A 15,203-nucleotide genomic window follows, 5' to 3' on the forward strand; every position below is an offset into this window, starting at 1 on the left:
TCATCGGACGCTCCGCGTTCGACTTTTGGGACGCAGAGCGTCCCCGGCTGCATTCCCACGCAGAGCGTGGGAACGATCAACGCAGCTACAGGTGCAACGCATGCCCCAAAGCACGCAACGCCGCTTCCTGCACCGCTTCACCCAGTGTCGGATGCGCATGAATGGTGCCGCCGATGTCTTCCAGCCGCGCGCCCATTTCCAGGCTTTGCGCAAACGCTGTCGACAACTCCGACACGCCAACGCCCACAGCCTGCCAGCCAACAATCACATGATTATCCCGACGAGCGACCACGCGCACGAAGCCGCTTTTCGACTCCAGCGTCATCGCCCGACCATTGGCGGCGAACGGGAAGCTGGAAACAATGCAGTCCAGACCCGCAGCTTTAGCCTCGTCCGGCGTCTTGCCGACCACCACCAGTTCCGGGTCGGTGAAGCACACGGCAGCGATGGCGGTCGGGTTGAATTCACGGGTCTTGCCGCTGATCAACTCGGCAACCATTTCGCCTTGGGCCATGGCGCGGTGGGCCAGCATCGGCTCGCCGCTCAGATCGCCGATGGCGTAAACGTTGCGCATACTGGTCTGGCAGCGGCTGTCGATCTTGATCGCCGAACCGTTCATATCCAGATTCAGCGCTTCGAGGTTCCAGCCCTGGGTATTCGGTTTGCGGCCGACGGCGACCAGCACCTGATCGGTTTCCAGATTGAGGGTTTCGCCCTCGGGATCGCGTACCTGCAAGGTGCCGTCGAAACCCAGCACGCTGTGCTTGAGGTACAGCTTCACGCCCAGTTGCTTCAGTGCGTCATGCACCGGTTGCGTCAGTTCAGCGTCATATGCCGGCAGGATGCGATCCTGCGCCTCGACCACACTGACCTCGGCGCCAAGCTTGCGATAAGCAATGCCCAGTTCCAGACCGATGTAACCACCGCCAACTACGACGAGGCGTTTCGGCACGGATGTCGGCGCCAGCGCTTCGGTGGAGGAGATGATCGGCCCGCCAATCGGCAGGATCGGCAGATTGACGCTGGTCGAACCGGTGGCCAGCACCAAGTGCTCGCACTGGATGCGCGTGTCGCCGACATCCACGGTTTTACCGTCGATGACTTTGGCCCAGCCATTGATGACCTGAACCTTGTTCTTTTTCAGCAAGGCAGCGACGCCGGTGGTCAGGCGATCAACAATGCTGTCCTTCCACTCGACGCTTTTAGTGATGTCGAGGCTCGGCGCGGTAACGCTGATGCCCAGCGCCGAATGCTGGCTGTGGTGCTGGGTCTGGTGAAACTGCTCAGCCACATGAATCAGCGCTTTCGACGGGATGCAGCCGATGTTCAGGCAGGTGCCGCCCAGCGATCGGCCTTCGACCAGAATCGTTGGAATGCCCAGTTGCCCGGCGCGGATCGCCGTCACATAACCGCCAGGGCCGCCGCCGATGATCAGCAGCGTAGTGTTCAGAGATTGCATGCGCGCCTTACTCCACAAACAAAGTGGCAGGTTGTTCGATCAAGCCACGAATGGCCTGGATGAAGAGGGCCGCGTCCATGCCGTCGACCACGCGGTGATCGAAGGAACTGGAGAGGTTCATCATCTTGCGGATCACCACCTGGCCTTTGACGACCATCGGCCGTTCGACGATTTTGTTGACGCCGACGATCGCCACTTCCGGCAGGTTCAGCACTGGCGTGCTGACGATGCCGCCCAGCGCACCGAGGCTGGTCAGGGTGATGGTCGAACCAGACAACTCGTCGCGGCTGGCCTTGCCATTGCGTGCGGCGTTGGCCAAACGCGAGATTTCCGCAGCGCTGTCCCACAGGCTGCGCGCTTCGGCATGACGCACCACGGGCACCATCAGGCCGACATCGCTTTGCGTGGCGACGCCGACATGCACCGCGCCGAGGCGAGTGATGACCTGGGCTTCGTCATCATAACGGGCGTTCATCTGCGGGAAGTCGCGCAGGGCCACAACCAGAGCGCGGACGAGGAACGGCAGCAAGGTCAACTTGCCACGGCTGGCGCCGTGTTTTTCATTGAGATGCGCGCGCAGTTCTTCAATCGCGGTGACGTCGATTTCTTCGACGTAGCTGAAGTGTGCGGCACGCTGGGTAGCGTCCTGCATGCGCTGGGCGATCTTGCGGCGCATGCCGATGACTTGAATCTGTTCTTCGTCGTTACGTTGGGCGTAAGCGGCGGCGACTGGTGCTGAAACGTTGGACTGACCTTGTGCCAGATAGGCTTCAAGGTCTTCGTGCAGCACGCGACCGGCCGGGCCAGTGCCGCGTACCAGGCGCAATTGAATCCCCAGATCCAGCGCGTGTTTGCGCACGGCTGGCGAAGCGAGCGGGCGTTCGTCCGCTTCGCGAGCAACCATCGGGCCTTGGCAAACAGCAGCCGGACGCGGGGCGGCTGGAGCAGGTTTACTTTCAACAACGGCTTCAACTTTCGGCGCCGCAGGTGCTTCTTTGACCGGCGCGGGTGCGGCGGACTCTTTCAAGTTACCGGCACCTTCAACCTCAATGCTGATCAGCACACTGCCAACCGCCATCACCTCACCCGGCTGACCGCCGAGCGCAATCACTTTCCCGTGCACTGGCGACGGAATATCGACCATCGCCTTATCAGTCATCACATCCGCCAGCACCTGATCTTCAACTACCAGATCGCCAACCTTGACGTGCCACTGCGACAGTTCTACTTCTGCGATGCCTTCGCCGATGTCCGGCATCTTGATAACGTGCGTGCCCATTCAGACCTCCATGACCCGTTTCAACGCCGCGCCCACTCGGGACGGCCCTGGGAAATACGCCCACTCCTGCGCGTGCGGGTAGGGGGTGTCCCAACCGGTGACGCGTTCGATCGGCGCTTCCAGGTGATGGAAGCAATGCTCTTGCACCAGCGACACCAGCTCGGCGCCGAAACCGCAGGTGCGGGTGGCTTCGTGTACCACCACGCAGCGGCCGGTTTTCTTTACCGACTTGACGATGGTTTCCAGGTCCAGCGGCCACAGGCTGCGCAGGTCGATGACTTCTGCATCCACGCCGCTTTCTTCGGCAGCGACTTGCGACACGTAAACGGTGGTGCCGTAAGTCAGCACGGTGACGTCCTTACCCGGACGGGTAATCGCCGCGACGTCCAGCGGTACGGTGTAGTAACCGTCCGGAACCTGGGCTTGCGGGTGTTTCGACCACGGCGTTACCGGGCGGTCGTGGTGGCCATCGAACGGGCCGTTGTACAGGCGTTTCGGCTCAAGGAAGATCACCGGGTCATCGTTTTCGATGGAGGCGATCAGCAGGCCTTTGGCGTCATACGGATTGGACGGCATCACCGTGCGCAAGCCGCACACCTGGGTGAACATCGCCTCGATGCTCTGGCTGTGGGTCTGGCCGCCGTAGATGCCGCCGCCGCAAGGCATGCGCAGGGTCATCGGCGCGGTGAACTCGCCGGCCGAGCGATAGCGCAGGCGCGCCGCTTCGGAAATGATCTGGTCGGAAGCGGGGTAGACGTAGTCGGCGAACTGAATTTCGGCGACCGGGCGCAGACCGTAGGCGCCCATGCCGACGGCAACGCCGACGATACCGCTTTCCGAGATCGGTGCGTCGAACACCCGCGAGGTGCCGTACTTGGTCTGCAGGCCTTCGGTGCAGCGGAACACGCCGCCGAAGTAGCCGACGTCCTGACCGAACACCACGACATTGTCGTCACGCTCAAGCATCACATCCATGGCCGAGCGCAGGGCCTGGATCATGGTCATGGTGGTCGTGGTCATGGCGGTTTCCAACTGAATATTGTTGTTGTGATCGTTCATGTCAGATCCCCAACTGCTGACGCTGGCGCTTCAAGTGCTCCGGCATCTCTTTGTAGACGTCTTCGAACATGGTTGCGGCGCTTGGAATCTGGCCGCCGGCGAGGGTGCCGTACTGTTCGGCCTGTTTCTGCGCGGCAATCACTTCGGCTTCGAGCTCGGCGCTGACGGCAGCGTGCTCTTCGTCAGACCAGTGACCGACCTTGATCAAGTGTTGCTTGAGGCGGGCGATCGGGTCGCCGAGCGGGAAGTGGCTCCAGTCATCGGCCGGGCGGTATTTCGACGGATCGTCGGAGGTCGAGTGCGGACCAGCGCGGTAGGTGACCCATTCGATCATGGTCGGGCCGAGGTTGCGGCGGGCGCGTTCAGCGGCCCAGGCAGAGGCGGCATAAACTGCGTAGAAGTCGTTGCCATCCACGCGCAGCGAAGCGATGCCGCAACCGACGCCGCGTCCGGCGAAGGTGGTGGCTTCACCACCGGCGATGGCCTGGAAGGTCGAAATCGCCCATTGGTTATTCACGACGTTGAGGATCACCGGCGCACGATAAACGTGAGCGAAGGTGAGGGCGGTATGGAAGTCCGATTCGGCGGTGGCGCCGTCGCCGATCCATGCCGAGGCGATTTTCGTGTCGCCCTTGATCGCTGAGGCCATGCCCCAGCCGACGGCCTGAATGAACTGGGTCGCGAGGTTGCCGGAGATGGTGAAGAAACCGGCTTCCTTGACCGAGTACATGATCGGCAACTGGCGGCCTTTGAGCGGATCGCGCTCGTTGGACAGCAGTTGGCAGATCAGGTCGACCAAAGGCACTTCGCGGGCCATCAGGATGCTTTGCTGGCGGTAGGTCGGAAAACACATGTCGTCGATGTTCAAGGCCAGGGCCTGAGCGCTGCCGATGGCTTCTTCGCCAAGGCTTTGCATGTAGAACGACATTTTTTTCTGACGCTGGGCGACCACCATGCGGTTGTCGTAGATGCGCGTCTTGAGCATGGCGCGCATGCCTTTACGCAGAATCTCGACCGGCACGTTTTCGGCCCATGGGCCGAGGGCGTTGCCCTGATCGTCGAGCACGCGAATCAGCCCACGCGCCAGGTCGGCGGTGTCGGCAGGTTCGACGTCGATGGAAGGTTTGCGCACCGTACCGGCATCGGTCAGATGCAGGTAGGAAAAATCGGTTTTGCAGCCTGGACGGCCCGAGGGTTCAGGGACGTGCAGACGCAGCGGTTCATACGCTTGGGTCATGGCTTCTACGCTCGATCTTGTGAATTTCTTGTAGTGAGCTGGCAGTCATTCTTCGGTAGAAGAAATCTTGTCCTACAACAATCATAGGCCCGGGCAAGAAGAATATTTATCTCTGTTTCGTTGCGCTGGAGGCGATTTGCAGATAGAAATTCTGCATAAACATAAAAAACAGGTGGTTTTGTCTCATGCGCAAACTGGACCGTACCGACATCGGCATTCTCAACAGCCTTCAGGAGAATGCGCGCATCACCAACGCCGACCTCGCACGCTCGGTAAACCTGTCGCCAACGCCGTGCTTCAATCGCGTCAAGGCAATGGAAGAATTGGGGCTGATTCGCGAGCAGGTCACGCTGCTGGATGCTGATCTGCTGGGGCTGCATGTGAACGTGTTTATTCACGTCAGCCTGGAAAAGCAGGTCGAGGAAGCGCTGCAGCATTTCGAAGAGGCGATCTCCGATCGCCCGGAAGTGATGGAGTGCTACCTCATGGCCGGAGACCCGGATTACCTCATCCGGGTCCTGGTGCCGACGATTCAGTCGCTGGAACGCTTCATGATGGACTTCCTCACCAAGGTTCCCGGTGTGGCGAATATCCGATCGAGCTTTGCGCTCAAACAGGTGCGCTACAAGACTGCATTGCCCTTGCCAGCGAACGGCCTGACGCTAGGTAACTGAAGTCAGATGTAGTCATATCGGTAATCGAGTTCCGCGGTATAGAGGGTTTGTTGGACGGTAAAGGTTTGCTCCCAGGGCGCCAGTTCATTGGCCGGATGAAATACCAGCACGGTTTCGTTGGTGGCCGAGCCAGCCTCATTGGTAAAGCCTGGGGTTCCAGCATGCTGATGTTTCCAGCGCTCCCACAGCAAGTCGAGGTAGCAGTGGTGCAGGAAGAATATCGGATCGTTGGGTGAGGAGGCTTGTGCCATGCTGCCGCCAATCCAGGCATGTACCGGATTGTGCAAAAGGCTTTCCGAAATGTTTTCCCAGCCGCTTTCATTCATCCAGTAAGGCGTTCTGTTCAGGGCCGAAATAACATCCAGCGGGGTGGGCAGTGCGCCGCTTGCCCCCAGATTTCGACGAATGCCGGTGTTGCCAACGCCCTCGTCCCAGACCCTGACATCGAATTGCGAGTGCTCCCTGGAAAACGCGCCGCTGGTGACACGCTGATCTTGCAGGTTGTCACCGTTTGACCCCATGAAGTCCGAGGTGAAGGGGTTGTCCGCTCCGGTCAGTTGCCAGTTCCAGTAGGGCAGGGTGATGGTCGTGTCACTGGCGGCGGACTGCAGGGCCAGTTCGAACTGGCGAATCAGAACTCGATGCCACGGATAGAACAGCGGACTCAGATGCGGATTGGGTACCAGCGGATTGCCCCGGCCCATCGAATTCTTGTGGATCTGCACAAAGTCATCGTAGCGGCTCTGCTGTCCGGGGCGCAGGACGCTGTCGACGTTGTTTTTCAGCCTCAGGATGGCATCGATGAATGCGGATTTCTGTTGCGCGGTCATGTCACGGTGATTACGACGAATATCCATATTGCGAAAACTCCATTGAATGTTTGCCCAATGGAGTCTGCTCGCTTACAGGATTTTCACCAGTTCATCACTGTCGCCAGTGTTCGTAGGAAAAATAATCCTGCAATGGGGCGGGTGGTTTTTTCCTATAGGGAATTGAGCGGAATCTTCAGGTAAACCACACCGTTTTCCTCCGCCGGTGGCAAATTCCCCGCTCTCACATTGACCTGAATCGCTGGCAGCAGCAGCGTCGGCATGCCCAGCCCGGCGTCACGTTTTGTGCGCATCTCGACGAACGCTGCCTCATTGATGCCGTCGTGCACATGAATATTGCTCTTGCGCTGTTCGCCGACAGTGGTCTGGCACTGCGCGTCGCGGCCCTCGGGCGGGTAATCGTGGCAAACGTAGAGTTTCACGCTGGCGGGGAAGGCCAGCAGTTTGTGAATCGAGTTGAACAGCTGATGGGCGTTGCCGCCGGGAAAGTCGCAACGCGCGGTGCCGACATCCGGCATGAACAGGGTGTCGCCTACCAAAATCTGCTCGCCATCGATCAGATAGGCCATGTCAGCCGGTGTATGCCCCGGCACATGCAGGGCAGTGGCTTTGAGATTGCCGATCCGGAATGACTCGTTCGGCGCAAACAGGTGATCGAACTGTGAGCCATCAACGCAGAACTCCGGCTCCAGATTGAACAGCGCCTTGAACACGTTCTGCACTTTGCTGATCGATTCGCCAATGGCGATTTTCCCGCCCAGCTCTCGGCGCAGATACGGCGCGGCGGACAGGTGATCGGCGTGGGCGTGGGTTTCCAGCAGCCACTGCACTTGCAGGTTGTGGGCGCGAACGAAGGCGATGATTTTGTCGGCCTGGGCGGTGCAGGTGCGCCCGGCGGCGCCGTCGTAATCGAGTACCGGATCGACGATTGCACATTGCCCGCCGTCGGCTTCATAGACCACATAGCTGTAAGTCGAGGAGGCGGGGTCGAGGAAAGCTTCAATCTGCGCGGGCATGGACACCAACCTGAACGAGGAAAATGGGTTGCAACACTTTATCTAAAAACATAATGTTCGCAGCTTAAGTGACCTTGAAGGCATCGTGCAAATGCAATCCAGTCTGACCGAATGTGAAGTCGCCCAACTGCGCGCTTCGGCCTCCAAGGCCTGCGCCTTGCTCAAGGCCATGGCCAATGAGGATCGCCTGCTGATCCTCTGTCAACTGACCCAGGGCGAACGCAATGTCGGCGAACTGGAAAAGATGACCGGTGTGCGCCAGCCGACGCTGTCGCAGCAACTGGGCATCCTGCGCGATGAAGGGCTGGTCGCGACCCGTCGTGAGGGCAAATACATTTTCTACGGCCTCGCCAGTCCGGAAGTCATTCAGGTCATGAAAACTCTCTCCGGACTGTATTGCGGGGCAGTGCTGAAAAGTCTCGGCCATCAATAAATGCCAGCCAACACACAACCCCTACAATGGATTTGTGTGAAGGCTGAGAAATCCTTGCGTGCAGCAAAAGGAACAAGCAATGAACGATCAACACTGGGGCCCATCCATCAGTGCGGACATCGTGGTCATCGGCGGCGGTACGGCCGGTATCGGTTTCGTCGCCAGTCTGCTCAAACGTGATCCGGCTCTGAAAGTTACCGTGATCGAACCCAGCGCCCAGCATTACTATCAACCGGCGTGGACGCTGGTCGGCGGTGGTGCCTACGACGTCAAAGACACCGCACGGCCGATGAACAAGGTCATGCCAAAGCAAGCGAACTGGCTGCAAGCGGCAGTCACCGCGATCGACCCGGACAAACGCCAACTCACCCTCAACGATCAACGTACCGTCAGCTATCAGAACCTGATTGTCTGCCCCGGCCTGCGTCTGGCCTGGGAGAAAATCGAAGGTTTGCAGGAAAGCCTCGGCCAGCACGGCGTCACCTCCAATTACAGCTATCAGCATGCGCAGTACACCTGGGATCAGGTGCAGAAACTGCGCGGCGGCAAAGCGCTGTTCACCCAACCGGCGATGCCGATCAAATGCGCCGGCGCGCCGCAAAAGGCGCTGTACCTGTCCTGCGATCACTGGCGTAAAAACGGTGCGCTGAACAATATCAATGTCGAATTCAACCTGGCCGGCGCCGCGCTGTTCGGTGTGGCGACGTTTGTTCCGCCGTTGATGAAGTACATCGAAAAGTACAACGCGCAGTTGGCGTTCAATTCGAATCTGGTCAAGGTCGACGGCCCGGCGAAAACCGCGTGGTTCGAGATCAAGGATGCCGATGGCAATGTCATCCGCGAGGCGAAAACCTTCGATCTGCTGCACGTCGTGCCGCCGCAGGTTTCGCCGGATTTCATCGCACAAAGCGCGTTGGCCGACGCCGCCGGCTGGTGCGAAGTCAACCCGCACAGCCTTCAGCATCCGCGCTATCCCGAGGTATTCGCACTCGGTGATATCTGCGGCACCAGTAACGCGAAAACCGCAGCTGCCGTGCGCAAGCAAGTCGTTGTGGTCGCGGAAAACCTGCGGACCCTGCGCAAACAACAACCGCTGCCGCTGAAGTACGACGGCTATGGTTCCTGCCCGCTGACGGTGGAGAAGGGCAAGGTGATCCTCGCCGAGTTCGGTTATGCCGGCAAGTTGCTACCGACTTTTCCACTGGATCCGACCGTGGCGCGACGTTCGGCATGGTTTCTCAAGGCAACCTTGCTGCCGTGGTTCTACTGGAACGGCATGCTCAAAGGCCGCGAGTGGCTGACTGGTCTGTCCAAGGTTGACTGAGAAAACCCTATGTTGCTGGCAAGTCTGTTTGGCGTGGTGATGGGGTTGGTCCTTGGCTTGACCGGGGCCGGCGGCGGGATTCTTGCGGTGCCGGCACTGGTGCTCGGGCTTGGCTGGACGATGACGCAAGCGGCGCCGGTGGCGCTGTTTGCGGTCGGCAGTGCGGCGGCGGTCGGTGCCATCGACGGCCTGCGTCATGGCCTGGTGCGCTATCGCGCGGCGTTGTTGATTGCGGCGTTGGGTGCGGTGTTCTCGCCGTTGGGAATCTACTTCGCGCACCAGTTGCCGGAGAAAATCCTGATGATCCTGTTCAGTCTGCTGATGGTCATGGTGGCCTGGCGCATGCTGCGCCGCGAGCGTCAGCAGGAGGGGCCGAGCGATCACGGTCACGCCAGCTGGGGTCAGAAAAATTGCATGCTCAATGAACAAACCGGGCGCTTCGACTGGACCGCTAAATGCACTGCTACGTTGGCGGCACTGGGCGCAATTACCGGCGTGGTGTCCGGATTGCTCGGTGTCGGCGGCGGCTTTTTGATCGTGCCGGCGTTCAAGCAACTAACCGATGTGCAAATGCGCGGGATTGTCGCCACATCGTTGATGGTGATCAGCCTGATTTCGGCGATTGGCGTGATCGGCTCGTTCCACGCCGGTGTGCGGATTGACGGGCAGGGCGCGGCGTTCATCGTCGCCAGCATTGTCGGCATGATCATCGGGCGCAAGCTCTGTGCACGGGTGCCGGCGCGGGCGTTGCAGGTGGGATTTGCCAGTGTCTGTCTGGTGGTGGCGGGGTATATGTTGTTGCGGGCGTGAGTATTGGAAGATCAAAAGATCGTCCGATCGCGGCCCGAGCCTTCGGCAGCTCCTACAGGGATTGCGTAGTGAAACGAGGCTGCGATCTTTCAGGTTGTTACAACACCAAGTGCGGCAACCACAGCGAAATTGCCGGCACGTAAGTCACCAGCATCAACACCAGGAACAGCACGGCATAGAACGGCAGCAGCGCTTTCACGGTGCTCTCGATACTGACCTTGCCCACCGCCGAACCGACAAACAGCACGGCACCCACCGGCGGCGTTATCAATCCGATCCCCAGGTTCACCAGCATGATCATGCCGAACTGCACCGGATCGACGCCGATGCCGAGAATCACCGGCATCAGGATTGGCGTCAGGATCAGGATCAGCGGCGCCATGTCCATCACCGTGCCGAGCAACAGCAGCATGACGTTGATGCACATCAGGATCACGTAGCGGTTGTCCGACAGGGTCAGGAACAGCGTGGTGATCTTCGCCGGGATCTGCATCAGGGTCATGATGTAGCCGAAGCTCGCGGCGAAACCGATCAGGATCATCACGATCGAAATCGTCCGCACTGTGCGGTGCATCAGTTTCGGCAGTTCGCGCCACTTGTAGTCGCGGTAGATGAACATGGTGACGAAGAACGACCACAGCACGGCGATGGCCGCCGATTCGGTAGCGGTGAAGATGCCGGACAGGATGCCGCCGAGGATGATCACCATCGCCATCAGGCCCCAGAGGGCTTCGCCGACGATTTTCAACGCCTGGCGCATCGGGATCACTTCACCTTTGGGATAATCGCGTTTTCTCGCGAAAATCAGGCATAGCACCATCAGGCAGGCACTCATCAGCAAGCCCGGCACGATGCCCGCCATGAACAGCGAGGCAATCGAAACCGTGCCGCCGGCGGCCAGGGAGTAAAGCACCGAGTTATGGCTGGGCGGGGTCAGCAGCGCTTGCACCGAACCGCTGACAGTCACGGCGGTGGAGAAATCCCGTGGATAGCCCTTGCGTTCCATTTCCGGAATCAGCACCGAACCCACCGACGCGGTGTCGGCCACCGACGAACCGGAGATCGCGCCGAAAAAGGTCGAGGCGACAATGTTGACCAGTGACAGACCGCCGCGGACAAAACCCACCAGCACCCCGGCACACGCCACCAATCGACGCGACATGCCGCCCTCGGCCATGATCGCCCCGGCCAGGACGAAGAACGGAATGGCCAGCAGCGAGAATTTGTTCACCCCCGAAGCGACCTGGATCATTACCGCCTGGAACGGAATGTCGATCCACCATGCACCGATCAGGGCGGCCGCGCCGAGCGCGTAGGCGACCGGCATGCCGATCAGGATCAATACGATAAAACTGCCCAGCAGAATCAGAGCGTCCATTAAGCGGCACCTTCACTTTCTTCAACCAGATCGAACTGCACGACCCGCCGTTTGCTCTGGTCACCGAGCAAGAGTTTTTCCAGCACGAAAACCAGCGTCAGCAAGCCGCCCACAGGAATTGGCAGATAGGTCACGCCAACGCGCAGATCGGGCAGGGCTGCCATGAACTGGTTCCAGGTGGACATGCACAGCTTGGCGCCCCAGATCGTCATGAAGATGCAGATCGCCGCCATGAGCAGCTGTGAAAATATCGCCGCTGCAGATCTCAGTTGTGGAGGCATGCGATCGGTGAGCATGGCCACGGCCATGTGCGCGCCGGCGCGGTAACTGGCGGCGGCACCGATGAAGGTAAACACCATCATCAACAGGATCGCCGTGGGCTCGGGCCAGCTCGAACCGGTGCCCAGCACGTAGCGGGCGAACACGCCCCAGGGAATCATCAGGGAAATCGCCAGGACGGAAAGGCCGGCGACCCAGATGCACGTCATGTAGATCTTGTCGTTGATACGCAGCAGTAGATTCTTCATCGGGTTCCACCGTAACCGGGTGCGCCGCAGTCATCGGGCGCACCGGGCCTTGTTCATGAGGACGGAGCGGGAGGCGTTACTGAACGGCTTCGATTTTCTTGATCAGGTCGGCATACTTCGCGCCGTACTTTTCCCGCACCGGTGCGGTGGCGTCGTAGAAGGGTTTTTTGTCGACCTCGATGAACTCGACGCCGGCGGCCTTGAGTTTTTCTTCACTGGCAGCGGACTTCTTGTCCCACAGCACGCGCTCTTCGGCCTGGGCAGCCTTGGCGGCAGTCTTGACCAGCGCCTGTTGATCCGGGGTCAGTTTTTCCCAGGTGATTTTCGACATCACGATCGGCTCTGGCAGGATCAGGTGGCCCGTGAGGCTGTAGTACTTCGCATTCTGGAAGTGGTTGTGTTCGAGCAGGGTTGGCGGGTTGTTTTCCGCGCCGTCGATCACGCCGGTCTGCAGGGCACTGAAGATCTCGCCAGTGTCCATGGCGATGCCGTTACCGCCCATGGCGTTCATCATGTCGATGAACATCGGGTTGCCTTGCACGCGGATTTTCATGCCCTTGAGGTCTTCGAGCTTGCGCACCGGTTTCTTGGTGTAGACGTTGCGCGTGCCGCCGTCCATCCAGGCCAGGGCCACCAGGCCGAATTCGGAGTTGGTGATCTTGTCGAGGATCTCGTCGCCCACTGCGCCGTCGATAACGTTACGCATGTGTTGATGGTCGCGGAAGATGAACGGCATGTTGAACACGTTCACGTCCGGGACCACGGGGCCGACGATACCCAGGCTGACGCGAGACAGCTGTACGGCGCCGACTTGCATCTGCTCGATGACTTCTTTTTCGGAGCCCAGCACACCGCCGGGGAAGTATTGGAAGGTCAGTTCGCCGTTGGTCTCCTTGGTCAGCGTCTTGCCCATGTTTTCTTCGGCCACCACGGTTGGATAACCGGCGGGGTGAATGTCAGCGAATTTGAGTTGCAGGGCCTGAGCGGCGCCAGTGAAGGTAACCATCAGCGGGAGTGCAGCGGCCAGCAAGGTGCGTTTGAAGTTCATGGGGGTGAGTCTCCAGTCTTGTTATTTTTGTGTTCAAGGCGCAGCGGTGCAGTACAAGCGGGTATTACAGGGAATCGTTGAACAGCGGCTCCGGCAGGCCTTTGACGTTGGGGTTGAGGGCGAAAACGCCGCCGGCCAGGGATTGCGGATCGTGGTCATCGCCGGGACGAATCGAGGTGACGAAGAGGGTGTCCATGCGGCTGCCGCCGAAGGCACACATCGTCGGTTTTTTCACCGGCACTTCCAGCGAGAAATCAAGACGACCGTCCGGGGCAAAGCGGTGGATGAGGCCGGCATCGTTGGCGCAGATCCAGTAGAAACCTTCGGCGTCCACGGCGGCTCCATCGGGACGGCCGGGAAAGTGGTTCATGTCGACGAAGACGCGGCGGTTCGACGGTGTGCCGGTCTCGGTGTCGTAATCGAACGCCCAGATCAGTTGTACGTCGGGATGCGAATCTGACAGGTACATGGTCTTGCCGTCAGGGCTGAAACCGAGGCCGTTGGGCACGATGAAACCGTCGAGTTGCGCTTCGATGACGCCAGACTGCCCGGCACCGTAGCGGTAGAGCCGGCCTTCGGGCGCGTTCAGGCCCATGTTCAGCACCATGCTGCCGGCCCAGAAGCGGCCCTGACGGTCGCAACGACCATCGTTGAGGCGCATGTCGTCACGGTTGTGCTCGACACTCGCGAGCAGCTCGCTGTCGAGGCTGCCGTCGCTGTGCGGGTGCAGGTGGAAGAAGCCGCTTTCCATGCCGGCGACCCAGCCGCCACGGCTGTGGCGGGCGATGCAGGCGAGCATCTGCGGGGTTTTCCAGGCATGCACATGGCCGGTCTCGGCGCTCCAGCGTTGCAGCCCGCCGTTGGCAATATCCACCCAGTACAGTGAGTTTTCCTCTGCTACCCAGACCGGGCTTTCGCCCACGGCGTTGCGCGCATCGACGATCAAATCGGCTTGCATACTCATTCCCTTGCGTCGTTGTCAGAGTGATCAGTCGCCGAACGGACCTGCGGCGACAAACGCGCCGCCCTGATAGATCCGCGCCGGATCATCGGCGGCCGGCATTGGCTGCGCTTCGACCTTTTCGCGGAACACCTCGGAGCTGTCCTTCGCGGCAAAACCGAGGTGGCTGGCGAATTTGTTGTCCCACCAGACGTCCTTGTTGGCGGACATGCCATAGACCACGGTGTGACCGACGTTTGGCGTGTATAGCGCGCGTTCGAGCAATTGCGTGAGGTCGTCGAAGCTCAGCCAGGTGTGCATCATTCGACGGTTTTGCGGCTCGGGGAACGAGGAGCCGATGCGGATGCTCACGGTCTCGATGCCGTAGCGATCGAAATAGAAACTGGCCATGTCTTCGCCGTAGGACTTGGACAAACCGTAGTAGCCGTCGGGGCGGCGCGCGGAACTGGCGTCGAGTGGTTCATCCTGTTTGTAGAAGCCGATGACGTGGTTGGAACTGGCGAAGATCACCCGCTTGACGCCATGCCGGCGCGCGGCTTCGTAGATGTGAAACACACCGCAGATGTTGGCGCCGAGGATTTCTTCGAAGGGCCGCTCGACGGAGACACCGCCAAAATGCAGGATCGCATCGACGCCTTCGACCAGTTGGTGCACGGCGTGTTTGTCGGCCAGATCGCAGACCACGATTTCTTCACGATCATCGATGGCCGGGGTGAGGGCGGCGATGTCCGACAGGCGCAGGACATTGGCATAAGGGCGCATCCGTTCGCGCAGGACTTTGCCCAGGCCACCGGCGGCGCCGGTCAGCAGCAGACGGTTGAACGGGGCGCGGGGAGTAGAGGTAGACGTCATGGCAATCCCTTACACGTTGTTATTAGGTTTGTTGTAGGTTGTCGTATGACTGCGCTGAAGTATCGGTAGGGTTTCCGGAACTTGTCAACGCGACTTTTGGTGTAAATGACGGAAGGGGCTCATTCACTTTTCAATCACCGCGACTCCTGCGTTGCAATGCAATCTCCTTGTGGGAGCGAGCCCGCTCGCGAAAGCGGTGTATCAATCAACATCAATGCTGAATCTGCCGCCGCCATCGCTGGCAAATCAGCTCCCACAGGTATCAGCGTTGTTTTCAATTACCGCATTCACCACAAAATCCTGTGGGAGCTGGCTT

The 15,203-nt window shown here is 59.8% G+C and carries 15 protein-coding genes; 4 read left to right on the forward strand and 11 right to left on the reverse strand.

Annotated features, from left to right (window positions below; all coding sequences use genetic code 11):
• Nucleotides 1–85: 85 nt before the first annotated feature.
• From lpdA to PMI23_RS20090, 4 genes are read right to left on the reverse strand one after another with little or no spacing between them, the layout of a single operon-like run.
• Nucleotides 86–1,459: a dihydrolipoyl dehydrogenase gene (gene lpdA, locus PMI23_RS20075; protein ID WP_007915074.1), complete on the reverse strand. Its 1,374-nt coding sequence runs from the start codon at nt 1,457–1,459 to the stop codon at nt 86–88.
• Nucleotides 1,460–1,466: 7 nt separating this feature from the next.
• Nucleotides 1,467–2,738 (reverse strand): dihydrolipoamide acetyltransferase family protein, encoded by a 1,272-nt coding sequence (locus PMI23_RS20080; protein WP_007915075.1) that lies wholly within the window; start codon nt 2,736–2,738, stop codon nt 1,467–1,469.
• Entirely contained in the window at nt 2,739–3,797 is a 1,059-nt protein-coding gene (locus tag PMI23_RS20085) for an alpha-ketoacid dehydrogenase subunit beta (RefSeq protein WP_003224000.1), read from the reverse strand. It abuts the gene before it with no gap.
• A gap of 1 nt (nt 3,798) precedes the next feature.
• Entirely contained in the window at nt 3,799–5,034 is a 1,236-nt protein-coding gene (locus tag PMI23_RS20090) for a 3-methyl-2-oxobutanoate dehydrogenase (2-methylpropanoyl-transferring) subunit alpha (RefSeq protein ID WP_007915086.1), read from the reverse strand.
• Between the two features lie 185 nt (nt 5,035–5,219).
• Between PMI23_RS20090 and bkdR the strand changes: the two genes are divergently transcribed.
• The gene (gene bkdR, locus PMI23_RS20095; protein ID WP_007915088.1) at nt 5,220–5,708 is read left to right on the forward strand and encodes a Bkd operon transcriptional regulator BkdR; all 489 of its coding nucleotides are present in this window, start codon (nt 5,220–5,222) and stop codon (nt 5,706–5,708) included.
• A gap of 2 nt (nt 5,709–5,710) precedes the next feature.
• Here the strand turns inward: bkdR and PMI23_RS20100 are convergent, their stop codons facing one another.
• Together PMI23_RS20100 and PMI23_RS20105 are read right to left on the reverse strand one after the other, a co-directional pair.
• Complete coding sequence (locus tag PMI23_RS20100; protein ID WP_007915089.1) at nt 5,711–6,565, reverse strand: tyrosinase family protein; 855 nt, start codon at nt 6,563–6,565, stop codon at nt 5,711–5,713.
• A 125-nt stretch (nt 6,566–6,690) separates the two neighbouring features.
• On the reverse strand, nt 6,691–7,554 hold the full coding sequence (locus tag PMI23_RS20105) for an MBL fold metallo-hydrolase (RefSeq protein WP_007915091.1): 864 nt from the start codon (nt 7,552–7,554) through the stop codon (nt 6,691–6,693).
• A gap of 91 nt (nt 7,555–7,645) precedes the next feature.
• On the opposite strand from PMI23_RS20105, the gene PMI23_RS20110 reads away from it, so the two are divergent.
• From PMI23_RS20110 to PMI23_RS20120, 3 genes are all read left to right on the forward strand, one after another.
• Nucleotides 7,646–7,987, forward strand: coding sequence for an ArsR/SmtB family transcription factor (locus PMI23_RS20110; protein WP_007915092.1), 342 nt, complete (start codon nt 7,646–7,648; stop codon nt 7,985–7,987).
• A gap of 79 nt (nt 7,988–8,066) precedes the next feature.
• Nucleotides 8,067–9,311, forward strand: coding sequence for an NAD(P)/FAD-dependent oxidoreductase (locus tag PMI23_RS20115; protein WP_007915094.1), 1,245 nt, complete (start codon nt 8,067–8,069; stop codon nt 9,309–9,311).
• Nucleotides 9,312–9,320: 9 nt separating this feature from the next.
• A complete protein-coding gene (locus PMI23_RS20120) occupies nt 9,321–10,121 on the forward strand; it encodes a sulfite exporter TauE/SafE family protein (RefSeq protein ID WP_007915096.1) in 801 nt (266 codons plus the stop codon).
• A gap of 97 nt (nt 10,122–10,218) precedes the next feature.
• On the opposite strand, the gene PMI23_RS20125 is transcribed toward PMI23_RS20120, so the two are convergent.
• The 5 genes from PMI23_RS20125 to PMI23_RS20145 all read right to left on the reverse strand — a co-directional run bounded on the left by PMI23_RS20125 (nt 10,219) and on the right by PMI23_RS20145 (nt 14,887).
• Nucleotides 10,219–11,499 carry a TRAP transporter large permease gene (locus PMI23_RS20125; RefSeq protein ID WP_007915098.1) on the reverse strand — a complete coding sequence of 427 codons (1,281 nt, stop codon included), beginning with the start codon at nt 11,497–11,499 and terminating at the stop codon, nt 10,219–10,221.
• Nucleotides 11,499–12,026, reverse strand: coding sequence for a TRAP transporter small permease (locus PMI23_RS20130; RefSeq protein WP_007915101.1), 528 nt, complete (start codon nt 12,024–12,026; stop codon nt 11,499–11,501). Before PMI23_RS20130 ends, PMI23_RS20125 begins: the two co-directional genes overlap by 1 nt.
• Before the next feature lie 76 nt (nt 12,027–12,102).
• Nucleotides 12,103–13,074, reverse strand: a complete 972-nt coding sequence (locus PMI23_RS20135) for a TRAP transporter substrate-binding protein (protein WP_007915104.1) — start codon at nt 13,072–13,074, stop codon at nt 12,103–12,105.
• A gap of 64 nt (nt 13,075–13,138) precedes the next feature.
• Complete coding sequence (locus PMI23_RS20140; RefSeq protein WP_007915108.1) at nt 13,139–14,032, reverse strand: SMP-30/gluconolactonase/LRE family protein; 894 nt, start codon at nt 14,030–14,032, stop codon at nt 13,139–13,141.
• 30 nt (nt 14,033–14,062) lie between these two features.
• Nucleotides 14,063–14,887, reverse strand: coding sequence for an NAD-dependent epimerase/dehydratase family protein (locus tag PMI23_RS20145; RefSeq protein ID WP_007915110.1), 825 nt, complete (start codon nt 14,885–14,887; stop codon nt 14,063–14,065).
• Nucleotides 14,888–15,203 lie beyond the last annotated feature (316 nt).

This window comes from Pseudomonas sp. GM24 (genome assembly GCF_000282235.1).
Taxonomy (GTDB): domain Bacteria; phylum Pseudomonadota; class Gammaproteobacteria; order Pseudomonadales; family Pseudomonadaceae; genus Aquipseudomonas.